Origin of the sequence: Paenibacillus caseinilyticus (assembly GCF_027533645.1) — a bacterium.
Taxonomy (GTDB): Bacteria; Bacillota; Bacilli; order Paenibacillales; family NBRC-103111; genus Paenibacillus_G; species Paenibacillus_G caseinilyticus.
Genome location: NZ_JAQAGY010000004.1, coordinates 175,221 through 196,001, shown reverse-complemented (window position 1 = coordinate 196,001; position 20,781 = coordinate 175,221). Strand labels below are relative to the sequence as shown.

The window sequence follows — 20,781 nt, the reverse complement described above, 5'->3', positions numbered from 1 at the left end:
GATGGTTCACGGTCCCCCGCTTGGAATAAAATGAGAGCAGCATACCGTTCCACAATCGAATCTGAAGGAGACTCTATCGTACTGGCGAACGCTTGGCTAAAGCAATAACCCATAACAGAATGAGCAGGGGAGTGGTCCGTCATGTCTTTACGAACGGCTGGAATTCATCATATCACCGCATTTGCAAGAAACCCGCAGGAGAACGTCGATTTCTATGTGGGAGTCCTGGGTCTGCGGCTTGTCAAAAAAACAATCAACTTCGATGCGCCGGAAGTCTACCATCTCTACTTCGGCGACCAGGCTGGGAACCCGGGGACGATCATCACCTTCTTCCCTTGGCCGAATTCCCGCAAAGGCCGCGTCGGCGGTGGCCAGGTCGGCATGACGACGTATGTCGTTCCTGTCGGTTCACTCCCTTTCTGGGAGGCACGCCTGGCGGGATTCGGAATCTCGGTCATGAAGGCCCAAAGGTTCAATGAAACGTACCTTCAGTTCCAGGATAATGAGGGGCTGCGGCTCGAACTGGTGGAACGCGAAGGCGGCCCGAACAGCCCGTGGGCCTTCGGCGGGATCTCGTCCGAGCAAGCGATCAAGGGCTTCGGCGGAGCGGTGCTCTACAGTACGAATGCGCAGAGTACTGCTTCGGTGCTTGAATATGTGCTCGGCATGGAGAAGGTCGGGGAAGATGTCGGGTACAGCCGCTTCCAGGCGGCAGGCGACATCGGCAATCTCATCGATGTGCCCCTCTCCGATATCGAACTGGGCGCCGAAGGGGCGGGCACGGTCCACCATATCGCCTGGAGAGCCAAGGATTTCGAAGAGCATGAGCAGTGGCAGCAGGAAGTGTTCAACTCCGGGTTTATCCCGACGGAGATCCTGGACCGCCAGTATTTTCATGCGATCTACTTCCGGGAGAAGGGCGGGATTCTCTTCGAGATCGCCACAGACCCGCCCGGGTTCGCCAATGATGAGGAGGCGGATGCGCTGGGAGAGAGATTGATGCTGCCGTCATGGTATGAGGGGAAACGAGAGCAGATCGAAGCCAACCTGCAGCCGGTCCAGGTCCGGCCGCTCGAGGCGAAGCCCCAATGAATCATTATTTCGAGCGGGGCACGGATCCCAAAGCGCCTGTTCTCGTGCTCTTCCACGGGACAGGGGGGAGCGAGCTCGATATGGTGCCGCTGGCAAAGGAGAGCTCTCCGGAATCGACCCTACTGAGCCTGAGAGGGAATGTGCGGGAGAACGGCATGCCCCGGTTCTTCCGGCGCCTGGCCGAAGGCGTATTCGATGAAGCGGATCTCATCTTCCGTACGCAGGAAGTGTATGCATTCCTGGATCGTGCAGCCGAAGAACATGGGCTGGCCAGAGACCGGTTCGTAGCGGTCGGCTACTCCAACGGAGCGAATATCGCGGGAAGCCTGCTGTTTCATTACAGGGATGCGTTCCAAGGGGCAATCCTTCATCACCCCATGGTGCCGCTGAGGGGAATGGAGCTGCCTGCGTTATCGGGGATCCCGGTGTTCATCGGTGCGGGGACGAACGATCCGATCAGCCCGGTTCGGGAGACGGAGGAGCTGCGGGACCTGCTGGCAGGCGCAGGAGCGGACGTGGCGCTTCACTGGGAACGGTACGGGCACCAGCTGACGAATACCGAAGTCGCTGCGGCGAAGGGATGGTTCCATGGGCAGTTCGCCGCGGCGGAGAAATAATAAAGAGAATCAAGCGAGAGACAAGAGAGGCGGAGAAGAAGCATGGGCAATATCGCTATTTTTGGCTTTGGGCGTATCGGAAGACAGCTGCTGCGGGTGGCGCTGCAGAAGGATCTGTTCGTCCCGTTATCCGTATCCGACATCAAGGACGAAGGGACGCTGGCGGCATTATTCGAAGTGGATACGAACTACAGCCGCTGGCACGAACCCGTATCCGGGCAGGAAGGCTCCTTCCGGATCGGGGACCGCAGTATCCTCTTCATCAATTCCTCCAAGGAAGTCCCGGATTGGAAGTCGCTGGGGGTGAATCTCGTGATCGACTGCACGGGCAGAGCCGTGACCCGCGCAATCGCACAGGTTCATCTGGACCGCGGAGCGGAGCGGGTGCTTGTCAGCGGGCCAAGCAAGACCCTCGATGACTGCGATGCCGTGCTGCTCAAAGGGATCAACCTGGACTCCTTTGATACGGAGAAGCACAGGATCATCAGCATGGCAAGCTGCACGACGAACGCGCTGGCGCCCGTAGTCAAATTAATCAAAGAGAATTACGGAATCCGGTACGGCTTGTTCTCGACCGTCCATTCCTACACGAATACGCAGTCTTTGACAGACCAGCCGATGAAGGACCGCCGGGATTCCTGGGCTGCAGCGGAGAATATCATTCCTTCTTCTTCGGGAGCAGCCAAGGCGCTGAAGTTCATCTGGAATGATCTGCAAATCACAGGGAAGGCATACAGGATTCCCACCCGTACGGGAAGCATCGCTGAGCTCAATCTTGTTACGGACAAGCCGTGTACAGCCGAGCAGGTGAACGATCTGTTCCGCCGTGCCGCAGCAGAAGGCGAGCTGAAGGGCGTGCTCGACGTCCTGGAAGGCGAATGGGCCTCCTCCCGCATCGTAGGCGACTCGCATTCCTCGATCATCGACCTGCCCTTGACGCAGAAGCAGGGAGAGATCTTGTCCGTTGCCGCCTGGTATGACAACGAGTGGGGTTATGCCTCGCGCCTCGCCGAGGTGGCCGCCTATTTGGCCGACCGCTAGAGGAAGAGAGGATTATCGCTTCAGACCATGGCTCGCTTCTGGCGATAGTCCTTCCTCTTGCTTGGCGAGGGGATTGACATTTATCTTCAAATCATATATCTTTAAATCAAGATTTATGATGATCAATACAATAATCGATTCAAAATTAACCGATGAGGTGAGGACAATGACCACGATTCCGTTCCTGGAACGAATCAACGAGCTGAGCAGAAAAGAGCACGGCGAAGGCTTAACAGCAGCCGAGAAAGCCGAGCAGATGGTGCTCCGGCAGGATTATCTGCAGTTGATCCGCGGGCAGGTATTAACCACCATATTAGGCGTATCCATCGTGGATTCGGAGGGAAATGATGTCACCCCGTCGAAGCTGACCGATGAGAAATCACGGCTGAACCACGATTAAAGACAAACGCGAATATGCCAGCCGGGATGCCTGGTTGGCGGGATCGCTTTTACCTCAAGGTGAGGGTATTGAGCAGTATAATTTTGAAATGTCTTCAAAAGAATGCACGCAAAAATCGTCCTTCCTAAAATGATAGTGTGGGAACTTTCATTTTACAAAGAAGAGACGATTTTTTTGTGCTTATTTAATTTGTACTCGGCAAAGGATAGGCGGAATATTACCGAACGCAAGCCACGTAAGCGCGGCGAAAAAGCGAAGCACCGTGGCATTAGCTATGTACCAACACTGCGTACTGACCGCCCGAGACCGTCAGAAAAAGACCTTCTCAGGAGTTCTTGGGCGTGGCGCATCCATACTGCAAAAAATGGACGGGCCTTTTCAACGGAGCAGCAACCACATCTTTGGAGCATAACCTGGCGTGGATCACCTATCACGATAGTAAGGAATTAAGAGAACACAGCGTCGAATAAGAAAAACATGGTGGTGTAGACTTCAACGGGATGACTTACTGTTGACGGGGAGTTTAACGTAACGATCCAGTAGGATGTGTGGTAAAGTAAGGAGGAAAATAGTATCGGTACAACCGCAGATAGGAGAGGGGATAACATGCCGAAGCCAAATGGAACTTTACAATCTGCCTGGCTTATTCCTAATGTCTTTATGTATATTTTGTTATGTCCTCTCACTGTGTTTGTTTTAATTAATGCAGAAGATTTGAGTAAGGTCAATCGGTTGGGAATATGGGTTACCATCCTCATTTCATTACTGATTGTGGCATTGATCGGATCATATCGAATTTGGTCTTGGATTAAACAAGGTAAAATTTAATCTTAGTATCTGGGAGCAGACTTGCCGTTGCATCTGCTATCTGGTCGCGTTGAATTAATGGATAGGGTGCTTTTAAAGTAAGAGCATTTCTCTGTAATGGGAAATGCTCTTACTTTATAAAAACGATAATTATTTATTGTAAGACGATAATTTTGTGGTAGAGTAATAACGGACATTAAATAAGTGAGGTGCTCTTTATGAAACAAGGAACAACACTCTTTTTGAAGATGGCTGTTATTCTTATTGGAATCCCCCTTCTCGCTTTGTGCATTTTTGTAGTGCCTAAGATTGGAGATTTTGCTAGAGAATTGTATCCAGAAATGGCTTATATGAAATCACTCGTTGTAATTGATTTGTACGCAGCCGCGATTCCTTTTTACTTTGCTCTTTATCAAGCTTTTAAACTTGTAAGCTATATCGATAAGAACCAAGCGTTCATTGAATTATCGGTAAGGGCTTTAAAGAATATAAAATACTGTGCCATCACAATCAGTACCTTGTACCTGCTAGGCATGCCGCTCTACTATCTTATGGGGAAGAGAATTGACCCTCCAAGCTTCATACCCATGGGATTGGTCATTATTTTCGCCTCTATGGTGATCGCCGTTTTTGCTGCTGTTCTCCAAAGACTCTTACAAGAAGCGATGAATATAAAATCTGAAAATGATTTAACGGTCTGAGGGCAGCATTCGGGATGTCTTAGAGGAGAGCATATAAAAATTTTCTGGGTCAAAGGATGTGAACTGGTTGGAAAAAATACGACTTCGTGCTTGTGCTTTAATTATTCAGGATGGAGCCATTTTGCTGATTGAATTTAAAAACGATGATGACGACGGTGTGCATTACAATCTTCCCGCAGGTGGTCTTGAGCCAGGCGAAACCTTCATTGAAGCTGTTAAGAGGGAAGCAAAAGAAGAAGCGTGCGTTGATGTGGAAGTCGGTTCTGTTGCATTTGTTTATGAATATCAACCAACTAAAAACAACTTCATTTATGGTAATACACACTCCGTTGGCATTACATTTGAATGCGAACTGAAAGCAGGATCAACTTCGCAACTGCCTCAAAAGCCAGATCCTAATCAAACGGCCGTAAAGTGGATACCGATTTCAGAATTACAGTCGATTCAACTCTACCCAGAAATTCAAAAAGACATTATGGATTACTACAACGGAAATAAGTATCGTACTTATGTCGAAGAACACGAAATTCAACAAAGTAAGTTTTTACCTGGCGGGTGACGCTCGTTTCATTCAAACAGATGATAACCTCTCATTGGAGAAACCCTAGATTGAATGGGCATAATGGGAGGTTTTTTCATGATTTTAACCGAATTATGGGGGCATTGCTCAGGAACTCGGTCAAAACCGACTGTCTGGAAAGCCCCGTCTTGTTGATGGGGCAGAAGTTTGAATAGGTATTGTGTAGAGAAAGGTACCTTGCTCTACACAATAGTGTATGATATGATGTAAAAAGTATTATTTTACCATTTATTCCATGGTGAACGCTGCATTTCACATGGCCTCCAAGCTTAGGTTGGGTCTGTTTGAACCATCGGTTCCCCAGATGCAAACGATTGCCAATAAGCAGCAGGTTTACAATGCTGAAAAGAGGTGAACACGGAGTGACGGAGTGGACTTCTCAGATAAGGAGAGGAATTCTCGAGCTATGTATTCTTCACTTAATTGAACAAAAAACAAGATATGGATACGACATCCTGCATATTTTTCAACAATGGGAATCTCTCACCATTACAGACGGAACGGTATATCCACTCTTACGAAGGTTGCAAAAAGAAAATTATATTGAGTCTTATTGGCAGCAGTCTAGTTCAGGTCCGCCTAGAAAGTACTATAGGATTACCCCGGATGGAGTAAAGTTTATGAAAGAAATGACAAATGAGTGGGAGTCGATCGTCTCATCGGTCCATGATATTAAAAGCGGTAATTATAAGGAGGATTACAATGGATAAAAACCTTACTTCTGCAGCGGAAAAATATGTAAGAGAGCTAAATGATTATCTGCATAAACTGCCAAAAGATGAACGAGAGGACTCGGTTAACGAAATTCGAAGCCATATCTCGGACGGTTTGCGTAAAGGATACGAAGAACAGGTTATTTTAAAAAATTTGGGGAAACCCTCCGATCTGGCCCACTAGCGTTGCATAAATAAATTCAGAATATTGAGATTTAAGAGACAACAAAAAAATCCTTTATAATGGAATGGTCAGGTAGTTACTGTCCAAAATCCACTAAAAAGGATCCTCTCATGGACAAGCATACCGTATTCTCGACTTTTGGTAAATGGGTTTCACCAATTTGTACACAACTTTTTCAAGAACGTATTGCCGAGACCCAACAAGACAAGTATGTGAAGAAGCTGACGACCATAGCGTATCTAAAGCTGTTCCTTCATGCCCAGATCCACCAGCGTGACGGGCTTAGGGAAATGGCAGACGATCTACTGTCCAAAGACCTCCAGAAAGAGCTCGGTCTTAACAGCATTTCTGCCGCACAACTCAGCCGTAAACATAACCGGGTTGATCCCCGGTTGCTCGAACAGGTTTTTAGTGAACTGTGCAGCCGGATTCAAAGTCATTTATCGCCCTCAAAAGTCCGCCACGATTTCAAAATCGTCGACTCGACGACCATCAGTCTCTGTCTGCAAAAGTATCGTTGGGCTGAGTTTCGTAAAACGAAAGCCGGTATTAAGGTGCATTTGCGTCTCGTCTTTGTCGATCAGGACGACGTCATTCCAGAGAAAGCGGTTATCACCACAGCACGAAAGAATGACCGAAGTCAAATGGATGAACTTATATACGAACGGGGCGTCACCTATGTTTTCGACCGCGGCTATCTCGATTACCAAACGTTTGACTGCTACTGCGATGAAGGGATCTTCTTCGTATCACGCTTGAAGAAAAATGCGGTCACCCGTCACATCCATTCGTTCCAACTCCCGGAGGATAGCCATGTTCTCAAGGATGAAATGGTGTACATGGGCACGCCGCAGAATCGCATGGAAAATGTGGTCCGTCTGCTACGGACGGTCGATTCACTAGGCAAAGAGCTAACGATTGTGACGAACCGGTTCGATTTAAGTGCGGACGAAGTTGGTGAAATCTACCGGAAAAGATGGGCGATCGAGACCTTCTTCAAATGGATGAAGCAGCATGTTCGAATACGAACTTTTTACGGCACAAGTGAGCAGGCGGTGATGAACCAGATCTGGATTGCACTCATTTCCTACTGCCTGTTGGTCCTGATGAAACAGGAAGTTCAATCATCTCATCCCCTTTTGCAGTTGAGCCGATGGTTAAAAATGCTGCTGTGGAAGCCGTATAAACGATGGGTCGGACGTGTAAAGCTGAGACCAACACGAAGTTCAGCAGGCAGGCAGAGCAAAAAGGCGGCAAGTTGTGCTAACAATCAATAATTCCCAATAATTTACCAATTGGACAGAGCTACCCTTGAGGAGATCTAGTCCTTTTGGCAGTAAGAGCCGAAAACTTAATTCTGAATATTCCGTCTTTTTAATGGGGTTAAGTTTATGCAACGCTAGTGGATCTGGCCGAATCTTTTATTTTGGGGGGCTACCTGAGGCGGAACTCAGCAAACCCGTTAGCTATATTGAAGAAGATCGGATTTTATTTTTCTGCAAGCTTCGTAAGTATGTTTGTCATCCCTATTTTCACTACGTTAAGCATTGGCTTTGCAGTTGGTTCCCTGCTGGCAGTGTTCGGAGGTTTAGCTCGTACCTTTGGCGCAAATTGGGGGAGTATGTCTTGGTTTGGCATGGAAGTTCCTGCATTGCTTAGTTTCCCCGTTTCCTTGCTAGTGGGAATGCCGCTCATGTTGTTAGCTTGGGGAAGCTGGTTTTTTTTGATCAATTACATGAGATATTTGACAACGAAGCATCGGAGAATAAGGTTCAGTTAAAGGAATTTATTCCCCTATAGGTTGAAACACAGAGGCCCATGGACAGCCGCGGATATCGCGGCTTTTTTGCGTTCCTTCATGCATGCAATCACCTCGGCATATCGATCGGACTCTGCCCTTATCCCATTTGGGATATAGCCCGATGCAGCCGCGAAGATTATCCTAATTCTATATATAGTAAGGACAATAAAAGAACGGGAGACGAGTTATGTTTCGAATGGTTCGACGGGACTTACAGGCCGTACTCCACAGGGATCCGGCCGCAAGGCATGCCCTCGAGGTAATCCTTTGCTACCCGGGGTTTCATGCTGTGCTTATGTATAGGGTGGCCCATCTGCTGCACAAGCGGGGGTTTAAGCTGCTTGCCCGGCTGCTGGCTTCCTTCAACCGGTTCTTGACGCAAGTGGAGATTCATCCGGCTGCAACCATCGGAGAAGGCCTCTTCATTGATCACGGATGCGGCATCGTGATCGGAGAAACCGCGGAAGTCGGGGACGGCGTAACCATACTGCAAGGAGCGACGCTGGGCGGTACGGGCAAGGATACGGGCAAGCGTCATCCGACGATAGGCAGCCATGTATTGATCAGCGCGGGGGCCAAGGTCCTCGGACCGTTCCGCGTCGGCGATTATGCGAAGATCGGCGCAGGGTCTGTCGTGCTGAAGGAGGTCCCTCCCTACAGTACCGTGGTGGGCATCCCCGGGAAGATCGTGAAGAAGAAGCTGGCGACAGCCCCTTCCTCCGAGATGGACCAGATCCGGATGCCGGACCCGGTCCAGGAACAGATCGGGCAGCTCCTGCTGCAGATCAGGCAGCTCGAAGCCAAAGTCGCCGAGCTGGAAGAGCGCGGGCAGCGCGAAATGCAGCATACGGGATAGAGCAAGACCCTCATCATACTATTAGGACCGGGAGTGGGACAGATCGCATGGCGAACCAACTGGAGATCCAAAATATATACGGGCTGACCCCCCTGCAGGAAGGCATGCTGTTCCATACGCAGTGGGGATCCGGGGCAGGGGACTATATTCAGCAGATGGTGCTGACCTTCCGCGGAGAGCTGGACCGGGAGGCATGGCTGGCGAGCTATCAGCGGGTCATCGACAAGCACGACGTCCTGCGGACGGTGTTCAAAACTACAGGGGTCGAGAAGCCTCTGCAGATTGTGCTCAAGCAGCGAAAGGCATCCATCCGCTGGGAAACGCTTTATGGTCTGGAAGGAGAAGAGCAGCAGGCGGTTCTCCGCCGGTTCCGTGAGCAGGAGAGGACGGAGGGCTTCCAGCCAACCAAGGAAACGCCTTTCCGGATCACGGTATTTGCTATGGAACCGGCTTGCAGTACGATATGCATCACCTTCCACCATGTGCTGCTGGACGGCTGGTCCCTCGCCATTCTGCTTCAGGACATGTTCCAAGGATACACCTCGCTCCTTCGAGGAGCGGATCTCCGCCCGCTCCCGCACATCGCCCCATCTTACGGCCATCATCTTCAGCGGCTGGCTTCGCTTGACCTCACCCCATCGGCAGCCTATTGGTCCACCGTTCTCCAAGGGTATGAGCCCCACGCTTGCCTGCCGGGAACCGGAAGTCTCTCCCGGATCTCCGGAGGGATAGAAGCAGCAGACGTGCAGGGCCGCCAGTCCTGTCTATTCGATGCGGCCCTGACCAGCGGGCTTCAGGCGCTGGCCCGCAGCGAAGGCGTCTCGCTGAGCTCTGTCTTCCATACGCTGTGGGGCGTTCTGCTGCTCCGCTGCGGAGGTACGGACGATGCGGTCTTCGGATCGGTGGTATCGGGGCGGAGCAGCGGTCTGTCCGGCATCGAAGAAGCGGTCGGGTTGTTCATCAATACGGTGCCCGTACGAATCCGGGGAGCCGGCCGCCCGTTCACCGAGCTCCTGAGAGAGCTTCATGGCGCATCTCTGGAAGCAGCGCCCCATGAATCGTACCCCTTGGCGGAACTGAAGACCGCGCAAGGCGGAACGCCGGTCGACCACGTCATCGCCTTCGAGAACTATCCGCTGGACCGTGAAGCGCTGGCAGGCGGCGAGGAAGCGGGATACCGCATCGAGGATGCAGACTGGTTCGAACAGACGCATTATGACTTCCATGTGAACATTCATCCCGGAGAACGGCTGCAGGTCCAGTGCTTCTACCGGAAGAGCCGGTTTGATGATACGGTCGTGGAGCGATTGTTGAAGCATCTCACCCGGCTCGCGCACTCTGCGGTCGAACGGCCGGAAGCCCCGGCTGCCGAGCTGGAGTGGATGGACGAAGAGGAGAAGACCGCACTTCTTAAGGCGGCCCTGACGGAAGCGGCACACTATCCGCAGGAAGCGACGCTGCATGCGCTCTTCGAAGCGCAGTCGGCCCGGGTTCCAGAGCGGATAGCTGTCGTCTGCGATACGGAGCGGATCACCTACGGCGAGCTGAATGCGCGGGCCAACCGGCTGGCTCGCATCCTGCGGGAACACGGCGCCGCAGCTGACCAACCCGTCAGTCTGCTGCTGGGCCGTACGGCGGACACGGTGACGGTTATCCTGGCTGTACTGAAAGCAGGCGCGGCCTATGTGCCGGTCGATCCCGCGTACCCTGTGGAGCGGATCCGGTTCATGCTGCAGGACTGCGGAGCCCGGCTGCTCCTTACGTCCGGCGAGGCATGGGCCGAGGCCTTCGGCGGACAGCCGGAAGATGGGCTGCCCGATACGGTGGAGTCAGTGATCTGCCTGCAGGAGGGCGGGGGGCACGCACAGCCCCTTACTCCAGTGGGCCGGGAGATCCACGATGGGGATGGACCCGTGTGGGTCACTACTTCGGGCCGCAGGCTCCAAGGAGTGCTGGTCGATCTCCGCTCGGCCGGGGAGTACGATCAGGCCAACCTTGTGCCGGCCAGCACGCCGGCCAGCCTGGCTTATATCATCTATACCTCCGGCACGACGGGGATCCCGAAGGGAGTGATGATCGAACACCGGCATGTGGTGAGGCTGCTGGTGAACGACCGCCAGCCGTTTGATTTCGGTGAAGAGGACATCTGGACCGCGTTCCACTCCTTCTGCTTCGACTTCTCCGTATGGGAGATGTACGGCGCGCTGCTCTATGGCGGCTCGCTCGTTATCGTACCCAAGGAGACCGCGCAGAACCCGGCCGGGTTCCTGTCCCTGCTGGAGCGGGAGCGGGTGACCGTGCTGAACCAGACGCCGGCGGCGTTCTATGCGCTGGCCCAAGAAGCCTGCGAGGGGGAGAAGCAGAATCTGTCCCTCCGGTATGTCATCTTCGGCGGCGAAGCCCTGCAGCCCATCCAGCTCAAGGGCTGGAAGGAGCGGTACAGTGGGGCGCGGCTCATCAACATGTACGGGATTACGGAGACGACCGTCCATGTTACGTATAAGGAAATCACCGAACGGGAGATGGAGCGGGCGCTGAGCGTGATCGGCCGACCGATTCCTACCATGAGCTGTTATGTACTGGACAACCGGCAGCAGCTCGTGCCTGCAGGCGCGGTCGGTGAATTGTATGTCGGCGGTGCCGGGATAGCCAGAGGGTATCTCGGCAGGGAGCGGCTGACCGCCGAGCGGTTCGTGGCGAACCCGTTCCGTCCCGGAGAGCGGCTCTACCGGTCAGGGGATCTCGTCCGCCGGCTGCCTGACGGAGAGCTCGAATACATCGGCCGCAGCGACGGCCAGGTCAAAATCCGCGGCCACCGCATCGAGTTCGGCGAGCTGGAGCACCATCTGCTCCTGCACCCGCAGGTGAAGGAAGCGGCGGCGGCTGTACGGCCGCGTCCCGGCGGATCCGAACTGCTCGCGTATGTGGTCCTCGGCGAAGGAGGAGATGCCGCCGCGCTGCGCTCCTCCTTAGCGGGATCGCTGCCGGCTTATATGCTTCCGTCTCGGATCATTCCTGTTGAGCGGATCCCCCGGACCGCCAACGGCAAGACCGACCGATCGGCGCTGCCCGTGCCTGCGCTCTCCGCAGGTGATGACAGCCTGCATCGAGCCGCGCCCCGCTCGGCGGCGGAAGAAGCGCTCTGCGGGCTGTGGGCCGAAGTGCTCGAGGTGGAGCAGGTCGGCATCCATGACAGCTTCTTCGAGCTCGGAGGGCATTCCCTCAAAGCGGCGAGACTGCTGTCGAGAGTACAGAAGAAGTTCGGAATCAAGCTGTCCTTGCAGCAGCTGTACACCGCGCCGACGGTAGCCGGCATGGCCTCGCTTGGGGAAGAGGGCGAGCGCAGGGAGCTGCCTCCAATCCCGAAGGCCGGGGAGGAAGGGGATTATCCCGTCTCCTCCGCCCAGACCCGGATGCTGCTCGTTGACCGGATGGAAGGCTCCGGCACGTCCTATAACATCCCGGTGGCCATCCGGTTGAAGGGTTCCGTTGATCTTCAGCGGGTACGCCATGCGTTCGGCAGGCTGATCGAGCGGCATGAGATCCTTCGTACCACCTTCCATACGGTGAACGAGAAGATGGTGCAGCGGATTCATCCGCCTTATGCCCTAGAGATCGGGGTCGTAGAAGGCTCGGAGCTGGAGCTGGATAAGATGATTCACGAACGGATACGCCCCTTCGACCTGGCAAGCCTTCCTCTGCTGCGCGCCGAGCTGATCCGGCTGGATGAGCTGCACCACGTGCTCTTTCTGGATATACACCATATTGTCATCGATGGAACATCGCTCGGCATCCTGATCCGCGAATTCTCCGAGCTGTACGCGGACCGCGGGCTGCCGGTCATGCCGATTCAGTACAAAGACTTCGCCGTATGGCAGAACGGCATGCTGGCGGGAGGGGAGCTTCAGCGCCAGGAAGCCTATTGGAAGGAAGCGCTCGGCGGAGAACTGCCGGTTCTCGAGCTGCCGGCCGACCTGCCGAGACCGGGGGTGCAGCGATTCGATGGGGAGCATCTGCGCTTCGAACTGGATGCCGAAGTCACGATGAGGCTGAGGCGGCTGGCGAGGGAAGCGGGAACCACGGTGTACACGGTTCTGCTGTCGCTGTATGCTGTCCTGCTGGGGCGGATTACCGGGCAGGAGGACATGATGATCGGTACCGGGTCGGCATCCCGGCCGCACCCGGATACGCACGCCCTGCTCGGCATGTTCGTCAACATGCTGGCTCTGCGTGCACGGCCGGAAGCGTCCAAGACGTTCCGGCAGCTGGTCGGGGAGCTGAAGGACACTTCCCTTCCGGCATTCCAGCATGGGGATTATCCCTTTGACACTCTCGTGGACCGGCTCGGGATCTCCAGGGATGCAAGCCGGCATCCTTTGTTCGATACGGCCTTTGTTCTGCAGAATATGGACATGCCCGATCTGTCTCTCCCGGGAATTGAGGCGGAGCCTTATCCCTTCGGATATACGACCTCCAAGTTCGATCTTACGCTGTATGCCTGGGAGACGGGACCGGAGCAGGGCCTGCACCTGCTGGCCGAGTACAGCACGGCGCTGTTCCGGCGCGAAAGTATCGAGAGGCTGAACCAGCGGTTCGCGCTGCTGGCCCAGATCTTGTCGGAGGCACCGGACACCGTGCTGGAGGCAGTGGATATAGCCCTGCCCGGGGAGAGGGAGCGGCTGAGCTCGTATAACGACACGACCCATGCGTACCCGAGCGATTCGGGGATTCCGGAGCTGTTCGAAGAAACAGCCCGTACGTACCCGGACCGGCTCGCAGTCGACTATGGAGACCGCAGCCTGACTTACAGGGAATTGGACAGAGAGGCGAACCGGATCGCACAGTTTCTTGTCCATAGCTTCGGCATCCTCCCGGAGGAGACGGTGGGCATGATGGTGGAGAATCCGGGGGACCGCATGCCCGCCATCCTCGGCATTCTGAAGGCCGGCGGCGCTTATGTGCCAATGGATGCCGGCTGGCCTCAGGAGCGCATCAAGAAGCTGGTGAACGATGCGGGTATCCGGATCATCCTGACAAGCCGGGCCCACGTCAAACTCATGAACAATCTGCAGTGGGAATGTCCGCAGCTGCGTGCCTTCGCAGGCCTCGACACCGATGCGGTCCGGGAGGAACCGGAGCGGGAGCGCAATGAGCTCATGGATGCGTCGCTGTGGGAGTACGTCGGCGCGAAGGCCGCGGACGACATCGAAGGCGGCGGCTGGGTCGACAGCTATACGGGCGAACATCTCAGCAGGGAGGAGATGGATGAGTACGGCGACAACGTGCTGCTCAAGCTGAAGCCTTATGTGAGCGGAGCCACCCGGATCCTCGAGATTGGCTGCGCTTCGGGCATTACGATGTTCCGCCTCGCACCGCTGGCCGGATTTTATTACGGGACGGATCTCTCCCGCGTCATCGTGGAGAAGGACCGGGAGATCGCCAAGGCACAGGGGCTGGAGCATATCCGCCTTCAAGCGCTGCCGGCCCACGAGATCGGCGGCATCGAAGAGAGCGACTTTGATATCGTCATCATCAACTCGGTCATACAGGCTTTCCACGGGCACAACTATCTCCGCCAGGTGATCCGGGAAGCCGTGAACCACATGCCCCGGGGCGGGATGCTGTTCCTCGGCGACCTGATGGACCAGGATCTGAAGGAAGAGCTTCACCGGTCGCTTGCCGAGTACAAACAAGCTCACCCTGAGGCCGGTACGAAGCTCGAGTTCTCGGAAGAGCTGTTCGTCTCGAGAAGCTTCCTGGAGGATGAAGCCGCCGCCTCCCCGCGGATCGCCGAAGTGCAGTTCAGCTCCAAGATTCATACCGTAGAGAATGAACTGACACGCTACCGCTACGATGCCATGCTGACGGTGCTTCCTGCCGGAAGGTCCCGTGAAGGGGAAGAAGCATCCGCCGGGCGGACCCGCCACAAGCTGCAGTTCAGCCGGACCGAGATCGGGCGCTGCCCCGCAGAGCCAGTGAACCGGCAGGTGCGTCCGGACAGCCTCGCGTATGTCATGTACACCTCCGGCACGACCGGCCAGCCCAAAGGCGTGATGATCGAGCACCGGAACGTCGTCCGGCTGGCGAGGGCCGAGGGCTATGTATCCCTTCAGCCCGGCGTGCGGATGGCCCAGACGGGTGCGATCTCGTTCGATGCGAGCACATTCGAAATCTTCGGTGCGCTGCTGAACGGCGGGACCTTGTGCCCGGTGGAGAAAGAGACGCTGCTGGATGCCGCGCTCTTCCGCCGGTGGATCCGCACCAAGGGCATTACGGTCATGTGGCTGACCTCGCCGTTATTCAACCGGCTGGCCCAGGAGGATCCGGGCCTGTTCGAAGGCATCCGCGAGCTGATCATCGGCGGCGACGTCCTCTCCCCGAAACATGTGGGAGCGGTGATCGAGGCTTGCCCGCAGCTTGTGCTGTGGAACGGCTACGGACCGACGGAGAATACGACCTTCTCCACCTGCCATAAGATTGAGGACACTAGGGGAGAAGCGATCCCGATCGGCCGGCCGATCGGCAATTCCACGGCGTATATCGTATCGCCAGTAGGGCGGGAGCTTCCGGTCGGGGTGCCGGGCGAGCTCTTCGTCGGCGGAGACGGTGTCGGCCGGGGTTATCTGGGTGCGCCCGGACTGACGGCCGAGAAGTTCCTGGCCGATCCTGTCCGTCCAGGCGGACGGGTCTACCGGACCGGGGACCGGGCGAGACGGCTTCCGGACGGCTCCATCGCCTATATGGGACGGATGGACCGGCAGGTCAAGGTGCGCGGGCACCGGATCGAGCCGGGCGAGGTGGAAGCCGCGCTCCTGCAGCTCGGGCCGATCCGGGAAGCGGCCGTGCTGGCTGGCACCGACACGGAAGGGGAAACCGAGCTGTGGGGTTACGTAACTTCGGAGCAGACGCTCGACATCCGTGTGCTGCATGAGCAGCTCGAGCGTCAACTCCCTGGGTTCATGGTTCCCTCCCGGCTGATCCAGCTGGAGCGCATGCCGCTGACCGCCAGCGGCAAGATCGACCGCCGGGCGCTGCCTAGTGAGGCTGCGTCCGAGGACGCGGACTGCGGCGGCGATCAGCCGGTGACCGCGACAGAAGGGGCTCTGCTGCAGATCTGGCGCGATCTTCTGGGCACCCGCCGGCTGGGTATCCGGGACAGCTTCTTCGAGCGGGGCGGCCATTCTTTGAAGGCCACCGTGCTGCTCTCCCGGATGGAACAACAGTTCGGCGTGCGTGTCCCGCTGCGCGTGATCTTCGAGTCGCCGACCATTGCGGACATCGCCCGTTATCTGGACGGCGCCGAACGGAATGGGCAGAGGCCGATTCCTCCGGCTCCGCTGCAGGACGAGTATGAGCTGTCCCCCGCGCAGGCACGGATGTTTCTCCTTCACCAGTGGCAAAGCGGGATTACCGCTTACAATATGCCCGCGGTATGGCAGCTCCAAGGTGAGCCCGACCACACCCGGCTGCAGCAGGCGCTGGATGCCGTGGTGCGCCGGCACGAGTCGCTGAGAACTTCATTTAAGCTGAATGACGGAGTGCCTATGCAGTACATCCATCCGGAAGCGCAATGCCGGATCGAAGCCTGGGAGGTGCAGGACGGCGAATCGCTGGAGGAAGCTCTCACGCGGTTCATCCGGCCGTTCGATCTGGCCGCCGGTCCGCTGTTGCGGGTGGCGCTGCTTACTGTGACCCCGCCTCCGGGAGAAGGCGGGACGGTTGCCGAGTCGGATGCGGTGTCCGCTGCCGCACCAAGAGAGGGCTTCGAGAGATTCCTGCTGGTGGATATGCACCATATCATCTCGGACGGGATCTCGATGAGCATCCTGATACGGGATGTCGCTTCGGCTTACAGGGGAGATGCGCTGTCTCCGCTGCCCCTCCAGTACAAGGATTACGCCGTATGGCTTAAGGGGAATTCGGACGCCCGGCGCATGGCGGAGCTCGAACGGTTCTGGACCAGCGAGCTGGTGGGGCCTGTACCCGAACTGCAGCTGCCGGCGGACTATCCGCGTCCGGCCCTGCAGGACTTCGAGGGCAGCCGGATCCGCTTCGGCATCTCTTCCGAATTGACCGAGAAGATCAGCGCCCTGGCAGCCCGGACGGGAACCACCGTCTATCTGGTACTGCTCGCAGCTTACAGCTTGCTGCTCTCCCGCTATGGCGGCGGGGAAGAAGTCTGGGTCGGCACGCCGCTTGCCGGAAGAACCCATACGGACCTGCAGGAGACCGTCGGGATGTTCGTCCATACGGTCGTGATCCGCTGTCTTCCCGAACCGGGCCGGACCTTCGCCGATTTCTTGGCGGGGCTCAAGGAGAGAGTACTGCGGGCCCAGGAGCATCAGGATTATCCGTTCGAATCACTGGTGGAGCTTCTCGCCGCCCGGCGGAACCCGGGCAGACACCCGCTGTTCGACACGGTATTCTCGCTTCAGAACATGTTCCGCACCACGCTCGAGCTGGGGGAAGTCACCGGCACTCCCGCCTCCTTCGATTTTCCGGTGTCGAAGTTCGACTTGTCCCTGGAAGCGGTGGAGACCGAGGAGAAGATCGAGTTCTCGCTTGAATACCGGACCCGGCTGTTTCGGAGGGAAACGGTGCAGCGCTTCGCCTCTGCGTATCTACGGATTCTGGAGCAGGCTGCGGATGGTAACGAAGGGAAAGCCCTTGGCGAGCTGTCCACGGTCACGGCTGAGGACCGCCGGCTGCTGCTTCAGGTGTATGCCGGAACTGCGCTGCCTTATCCCCGGGAGAAGACGATCGGCGCGCTGTTCGCCGAGCAGGCAAGCCTTACGCCGGACGCCTTGGCCGTGGAGGACGGGTCCGTCCGCTGGACGTACCGCGAACTGAACGGCCGGGCGAATCGGCTAGCGAACCGGCTGCAGGCCCTTGGCCTCGCGTACGAGGAGCGTGTCGGCGTGCTCTGCGGGCGATCCGCAGCGCTCGCTGCCGCCGTGCTCGGCGTCCTCAAGGCGGGCGGCGCCTATGTTCCGCTCGATCCGGATTACCCGGAGGAGCGGCTGCGGTTCATGCTGGATGACAGCGGAGCCCGGATCGTCCTGATCGGCCCCGAAGAGGCGGAGCGCCTCAAGAGCTTCTCCATGGACACGGCGGTGCTCTTATTGGATGAGCACGCATGGCCTGAAGGCGAAGAGGGCGATGCCGGGGAACCACAGTCGCCGGCCGGGCCGGAGAGTATGGCGTACCTCATGTACACCTCCGGCACGACGGGCCGCCCCAAGGGCGTCATGGTGACGCACCGCAATGTCATCCGGCTGGTCCGGGGCACGGATTATGTGCCCTTCGGTCCGGGCCGCAGGTTCGGCCAGACCGGTGCGGTCAGCTTCGACGCCAGCACGTTCGAGCTGTTCGGCGCCCTGCTCTGCGGCGGGTCGCTTCACCCCGTGGCGAAGGAAACGCTGCTGTCCGCCCGCCGGCTGGAAGCGTTCCTGCTCTCCTGCGGGATCGAGATGCTGTGGCTGACCGCTCCGCTGTTCCACCGCCACGCCGAAGAGAGGCCAGAGCTGTTCCGAAGCATCCGGCATTTGGTCGTCGGGGGGGACGTGCTGGCGGCGGGGCTGGTCCGGCGGGTGCAGGACGCCTGCCCGAAGCTTACGCTCTACAACGGGTACGGGCCGACGGAGAATACGACCTTCTCCACCGTGCACCGGATTGAACGGATAGGAGTGGAGGGCAGCTGCAGCCGAGACACGCATTCAGACGAACCGGGGCAAGTCTTGTCCTCCATCCCGATCGGCCGGCCAATCGCCAACTCGGCAGCTTATGTGCTGGGCCCTGACGGCCAGCTGCTTCCGCCCGGTGTGCCAGGCGAGCTGTGGGTTGGCGGAGACGGCGTGGCCAGAGGATACTGGCGCCTTCCAGAGGAGACGGCGGCCCGCTTCACGGCGGATCCGTTCCTCCCGGGCGGCAGGATGTACCGGACGGGAGACCGTGTCCGCTGGAGTGCGGATGGGACCCTCCGCTATCTCGGGCGGATGGACCGGCAGGTGAAGATCCGCGGGCATCGGATCGAGCCCGGGGAAGTGGAGGCGGTCATGCGCAGCTCTGCCGGTGTACGGCAGGCGGCCGTGATAGTGCACCGGGATGAAACCGGCAGCCAGGAGCTGCGGGGGTACTTCTCCGCAGAGCCGGAACTTACGCCGGCCGGCCTACGGGAGGGTCTGGCAGCCCGGTTGCCTGCGTACATGGTACCTGCGCGCCTGATCCGGGTCGGCACGATGCCGCTGACCCCGAACGGCAAGATCGATTATGCGGCTCTGGCAGCCCTTCTTCCGGAAGAGGAGAACCTAGAGAGCTATGCGGCGCCGCAGACGGACAGCCAGCGCGAGCTCGCAGCGATGTGGGAAGTGCTGCTCGGCGTCAGGCGGATCGGCATCCGCGATTCGTTCTTCGAACGCGGGGGTCATTCGCTCCGGGCCGCCGAGCTGCTGGCGGCTATCCACAAGAAGTATGGCGTGGAGCTCACGCTCAGCGACATCTTCCGGGGGCCGACGATCGAGAGGCTGGCAGCTGTCTTGGATGACAAACGACGTGGCGCTAGCCAAGCGCTGCGGAGGGTGGACCGGAAGGCAGAGCGGAGAGAAACCTACCCGCTGTCCCCGGCACAGCAGCGCATTTACCTGCAGCACCATGCGACGGGGGCGGACCTCAGCTACAACATGCCCGGCGTACTGGAGCTGCACGGTCCGCTGGACATTCCGCGGCTGGAAGCCGCTCTCCAAGCAGTCATCGCGCGGCATGAAGCGCTGCGGACCGTCTTCGAGATCCGGAGCGGGGAGCCGGTTCAACGGGCGCTGCCCCAAGCGGACTTCACGTTGGAATGGATCGAGACGCCGGAAGATGAGGCGGCCCTTGCCATCGAAGCCTTCATCCGGCCCTTCGAGCTGACGCAGGCCCCGCTGCTGCGGACGAAGCTGCTCCGGCTGGGACCGGGGCGGCATCTGCTCCTGTCCGACATCCACCATATCGTATCGGACGGGGCATCGATGGATATTTTGATCGGTGAGCTCATCGCCTTCTATGAAGGGAGAGAGCTCCCGGCTCTGTCCCTGCAGTATGGGGATTACGCGCTCTGGCAGAGGGAGATGGCATCGGGCCAGCGTTATCTGGCCGGGGAGGCCTACTGGAACGCCCGGCTGTCGCGGCCTTGGAAGCCCTTGGAGCTGCCTACGGACCGGCCGCGTCCATCCGTCAGAAGCTACCTGGGAAGCAGCATCGAAGTCGAGGCGTCCGCTGCTGCCGTCGAGGGGATCAAGAAGCTCGCGTCGGAGACCGGGCTCACCTTATATATGGTCCTCCTCAGTGCTTATACCCTCTTCCTGAGCTCCCTGTGCCGGCAGGAAGAGATCCTGATCGGTACGCCGCTCGCCGGCCGGACTTCCAGCGACTGGACGCCCCTCATCGGGATGTTCGTCGGCACGCTGGTGCTGCGGACCGGGGTACCGGGAGACTTGACCGTAGAGGAATTCCTTCAATCGGTGAAGGAGGAAGCTCTCCGGGCCTTCGAGCATGGGGACTATCCGTTCGAGAAACTGGCCGAGACCTTCGCGGACCGTACAGAGGAAGGGCGGCACCCGATCTTCGACACGATGTTCGCGCTGCGGCAGCAAGGCAATCCGCCTTCGGCATGCGGTGAGCTGACTCTAAGGCCGTTCCCGTTCGAACAGCCTGCAGCCAAATTCGATCTCATGCTGGAAGCTGCCGAGATCGGACCGGCAGAAGGCGGAAGCGCCCTGCGGCTGCGGTGGGAGTATGCGCGGTCGCTGTTCGAACAGGAGACTGTGCGTCAGTGGGCGGAGTCCTACGTGTTGCTGCTGGAGCTGCTGCCGGCGCACCGCGATACCCTGCTCCGGGATCTTCCCTTCGGCATACGTACCGGTACGGACATGGGCGCGGGGACAGAGCCGCAGGCCTTCGCCGGAACCATCGAATTTCAGCTGTAACGATCGTGGCAGTGAACCAGACAGGA

At 57.6% G+C, this 20,781-nt stretch carries 12 protein-coding genes and 1 pseudogene; all 13 read left to right on the top strand.

What is annotated here, in order from left to right; genetic code table 11:
• The first annotated feature begins 141 nt into the window (after window positions 1-141).
• The 13 genes and pseudogenes from O9H32_RS08335 (at window position 142) to O9H32_RS08275 (ending at window position 20,755) form a co-directional block, all read left to right on the top strand.
• Window positions 142-1,092 carry a ring-cleaving dioxygenase gene (locus tag O9H32_RS08335; RefSeq protein ID WP_269865503.1) on the top strand — a complete coding sequence of 317 codons (951 nt, stop codon included), beginning with the start codon at window positions 142-144 and terminating at the stop codon, window positions 1,090-1,092.
• Window positions 1,089-1,709 carry an alpha/beta hydrolase gene (locus O9H32_RS08330; RefSeq protein ID WP_269865502.1) on the top strand — a complete coding sequence of 207 codons (621 nt, stop codon included), beginning with the start codon at window positions 1,089-1,091 and terminating at the stop codon, window positions 1,707-1,709. Before O9H32_RS08335 ends, O9H32_RS08330 begins: the two co-directional genes overlap by 4 nt.
• Window positions 1,710-1,751: 42 nt before the next feature.
• Complete coding sequence (locus O9H32_RS08325; RefSeq protein WP_269865500.1) at window positions 1,752-2,750, top strand: type I glyceraldehyde-3-phosphate dehydrogenase; 999 nt, start codon at window positions 1,752-1,754, stop codon at window positions 2,748-2,750.
• Window positions 2,751-2,916: 166 nt separating this feature from the next.
• Entirely contained in the window at window positions 2,917-3,150 is a 234-nt protein-coding gene (locus O9H32_RS08320) for a DUF896 domain-containing protein (protein ID WP_269865498.1), read from the top strand.
• 159 nt (window positions 3,151-3,309) lie between these two features.
• Window positions 3,310-3,520 (top strand): annotated as a pseudogene (locus O9H32_RS08315) (IS1595 family transposase); the annotation flags it as partial.
• 236 nt (window positions 3,521-3,756) lie between these two features.
• On the top strand, window positions 3,757-3,978 hold the full coding sequence (locus tag O9H32_RS08310) for a hypothetical protein (RefSeq protein WP_269865496.1): 222 nt from the start codon (window positions 3,757-3,759) through the stop codon (window positions 3,976-3,978).
• Between the two features lie 197 nt (window positions 3,979-4,175).
• Complete coding sequence (locus tag O9H32_RS08305; RefSeq protein WP_269865493.1) at window positions 4,176-4,658, top strand: DUF2975 domain-containing protein; 483 nt, start codon at window positions 4,176-4,178, stop codon at window positions 4,656-4,658.
• A 67-nt stretch (window positions 4,659-4,725) separates the two neighbouring features.
• The gene (locus O9H32_RS08300; protein WP_269865491.1) at window positions 4,726-5,217 is read left to right on the top strand and encodes an NUDIX domain-containing protein; all 492 of its coding nucleotides are present in this window, start codon (window positions 4,726-4,728) and stop codon (window positions 5,215-5,217) included.
• Window positions 5,218-5,576: 359 nt separating this feature from the next.
• Window positions 5,577-5,948, top strand: coding sequence for a PadR family transcriptional regulator (locus tag O9H32_RS08295; RefSeq protein ID WP_269865490.1), 372 nt, complete (start codon window positions 5,577-5,579; stop codon window positions 5,946-5,948).
• Window positions 5,941-6,135: an HAAS signaling domain-containing protein gene (locus O9H32_RS08290; RefSeq protein WP_269865489.1), complete on the top strand. Its 195-nt coding sequence runs from the start codon at window positions 5,941-5,943 to the stop codon at window positions 6,133-6,135. Before O9H32_RS08295 ends, O9H32_RS08290 begins: the two co-directional genes overlap by 8 nt.
• Window positions 6,136-6,245: 110 nt before the next feature.
• The gene (locus tag O9H32_RS08285; RefSeq protein WP_269865487.1) at window positions 6,246-7,412 is read left to right on the top strand and encodes an IS4 family transposase; all 1,167 of its coding nucleotides are present in this window, start codon (window positions 6,246-6,248) and stop codon (window positions 7,410-7,412) included.
• A 711-nt stretch (window positions 7,413-8,123) separates the two neighbouring features.
• Window positions 8,124-8,792: a serine O-acetyltransferase gene (cysE, locus tag O9H32_RS08280; protein ID WP_269865486.1), complete on the top strand. Its 669-nt coding sequence runs from the start codon at window positions 8,124-8,126 to the stop codon at window positions 8,790-8,792.
• A gap of 47 nt (window positions 8,793-8,839) precedes the next feature.
• Window positions 8,840-20,755, top strand: a complete 11,916-nt coding sequence (locus O9H32_RS08275) for a non-ribosomal peptide synthetase (protein WP_269865485.1) — start codon at window positions 8,840-8,842, stop codon at window positions 20,753-20,755.
• Window positions 20,756-20,781 lie beyond the last annotated feature (26 nt).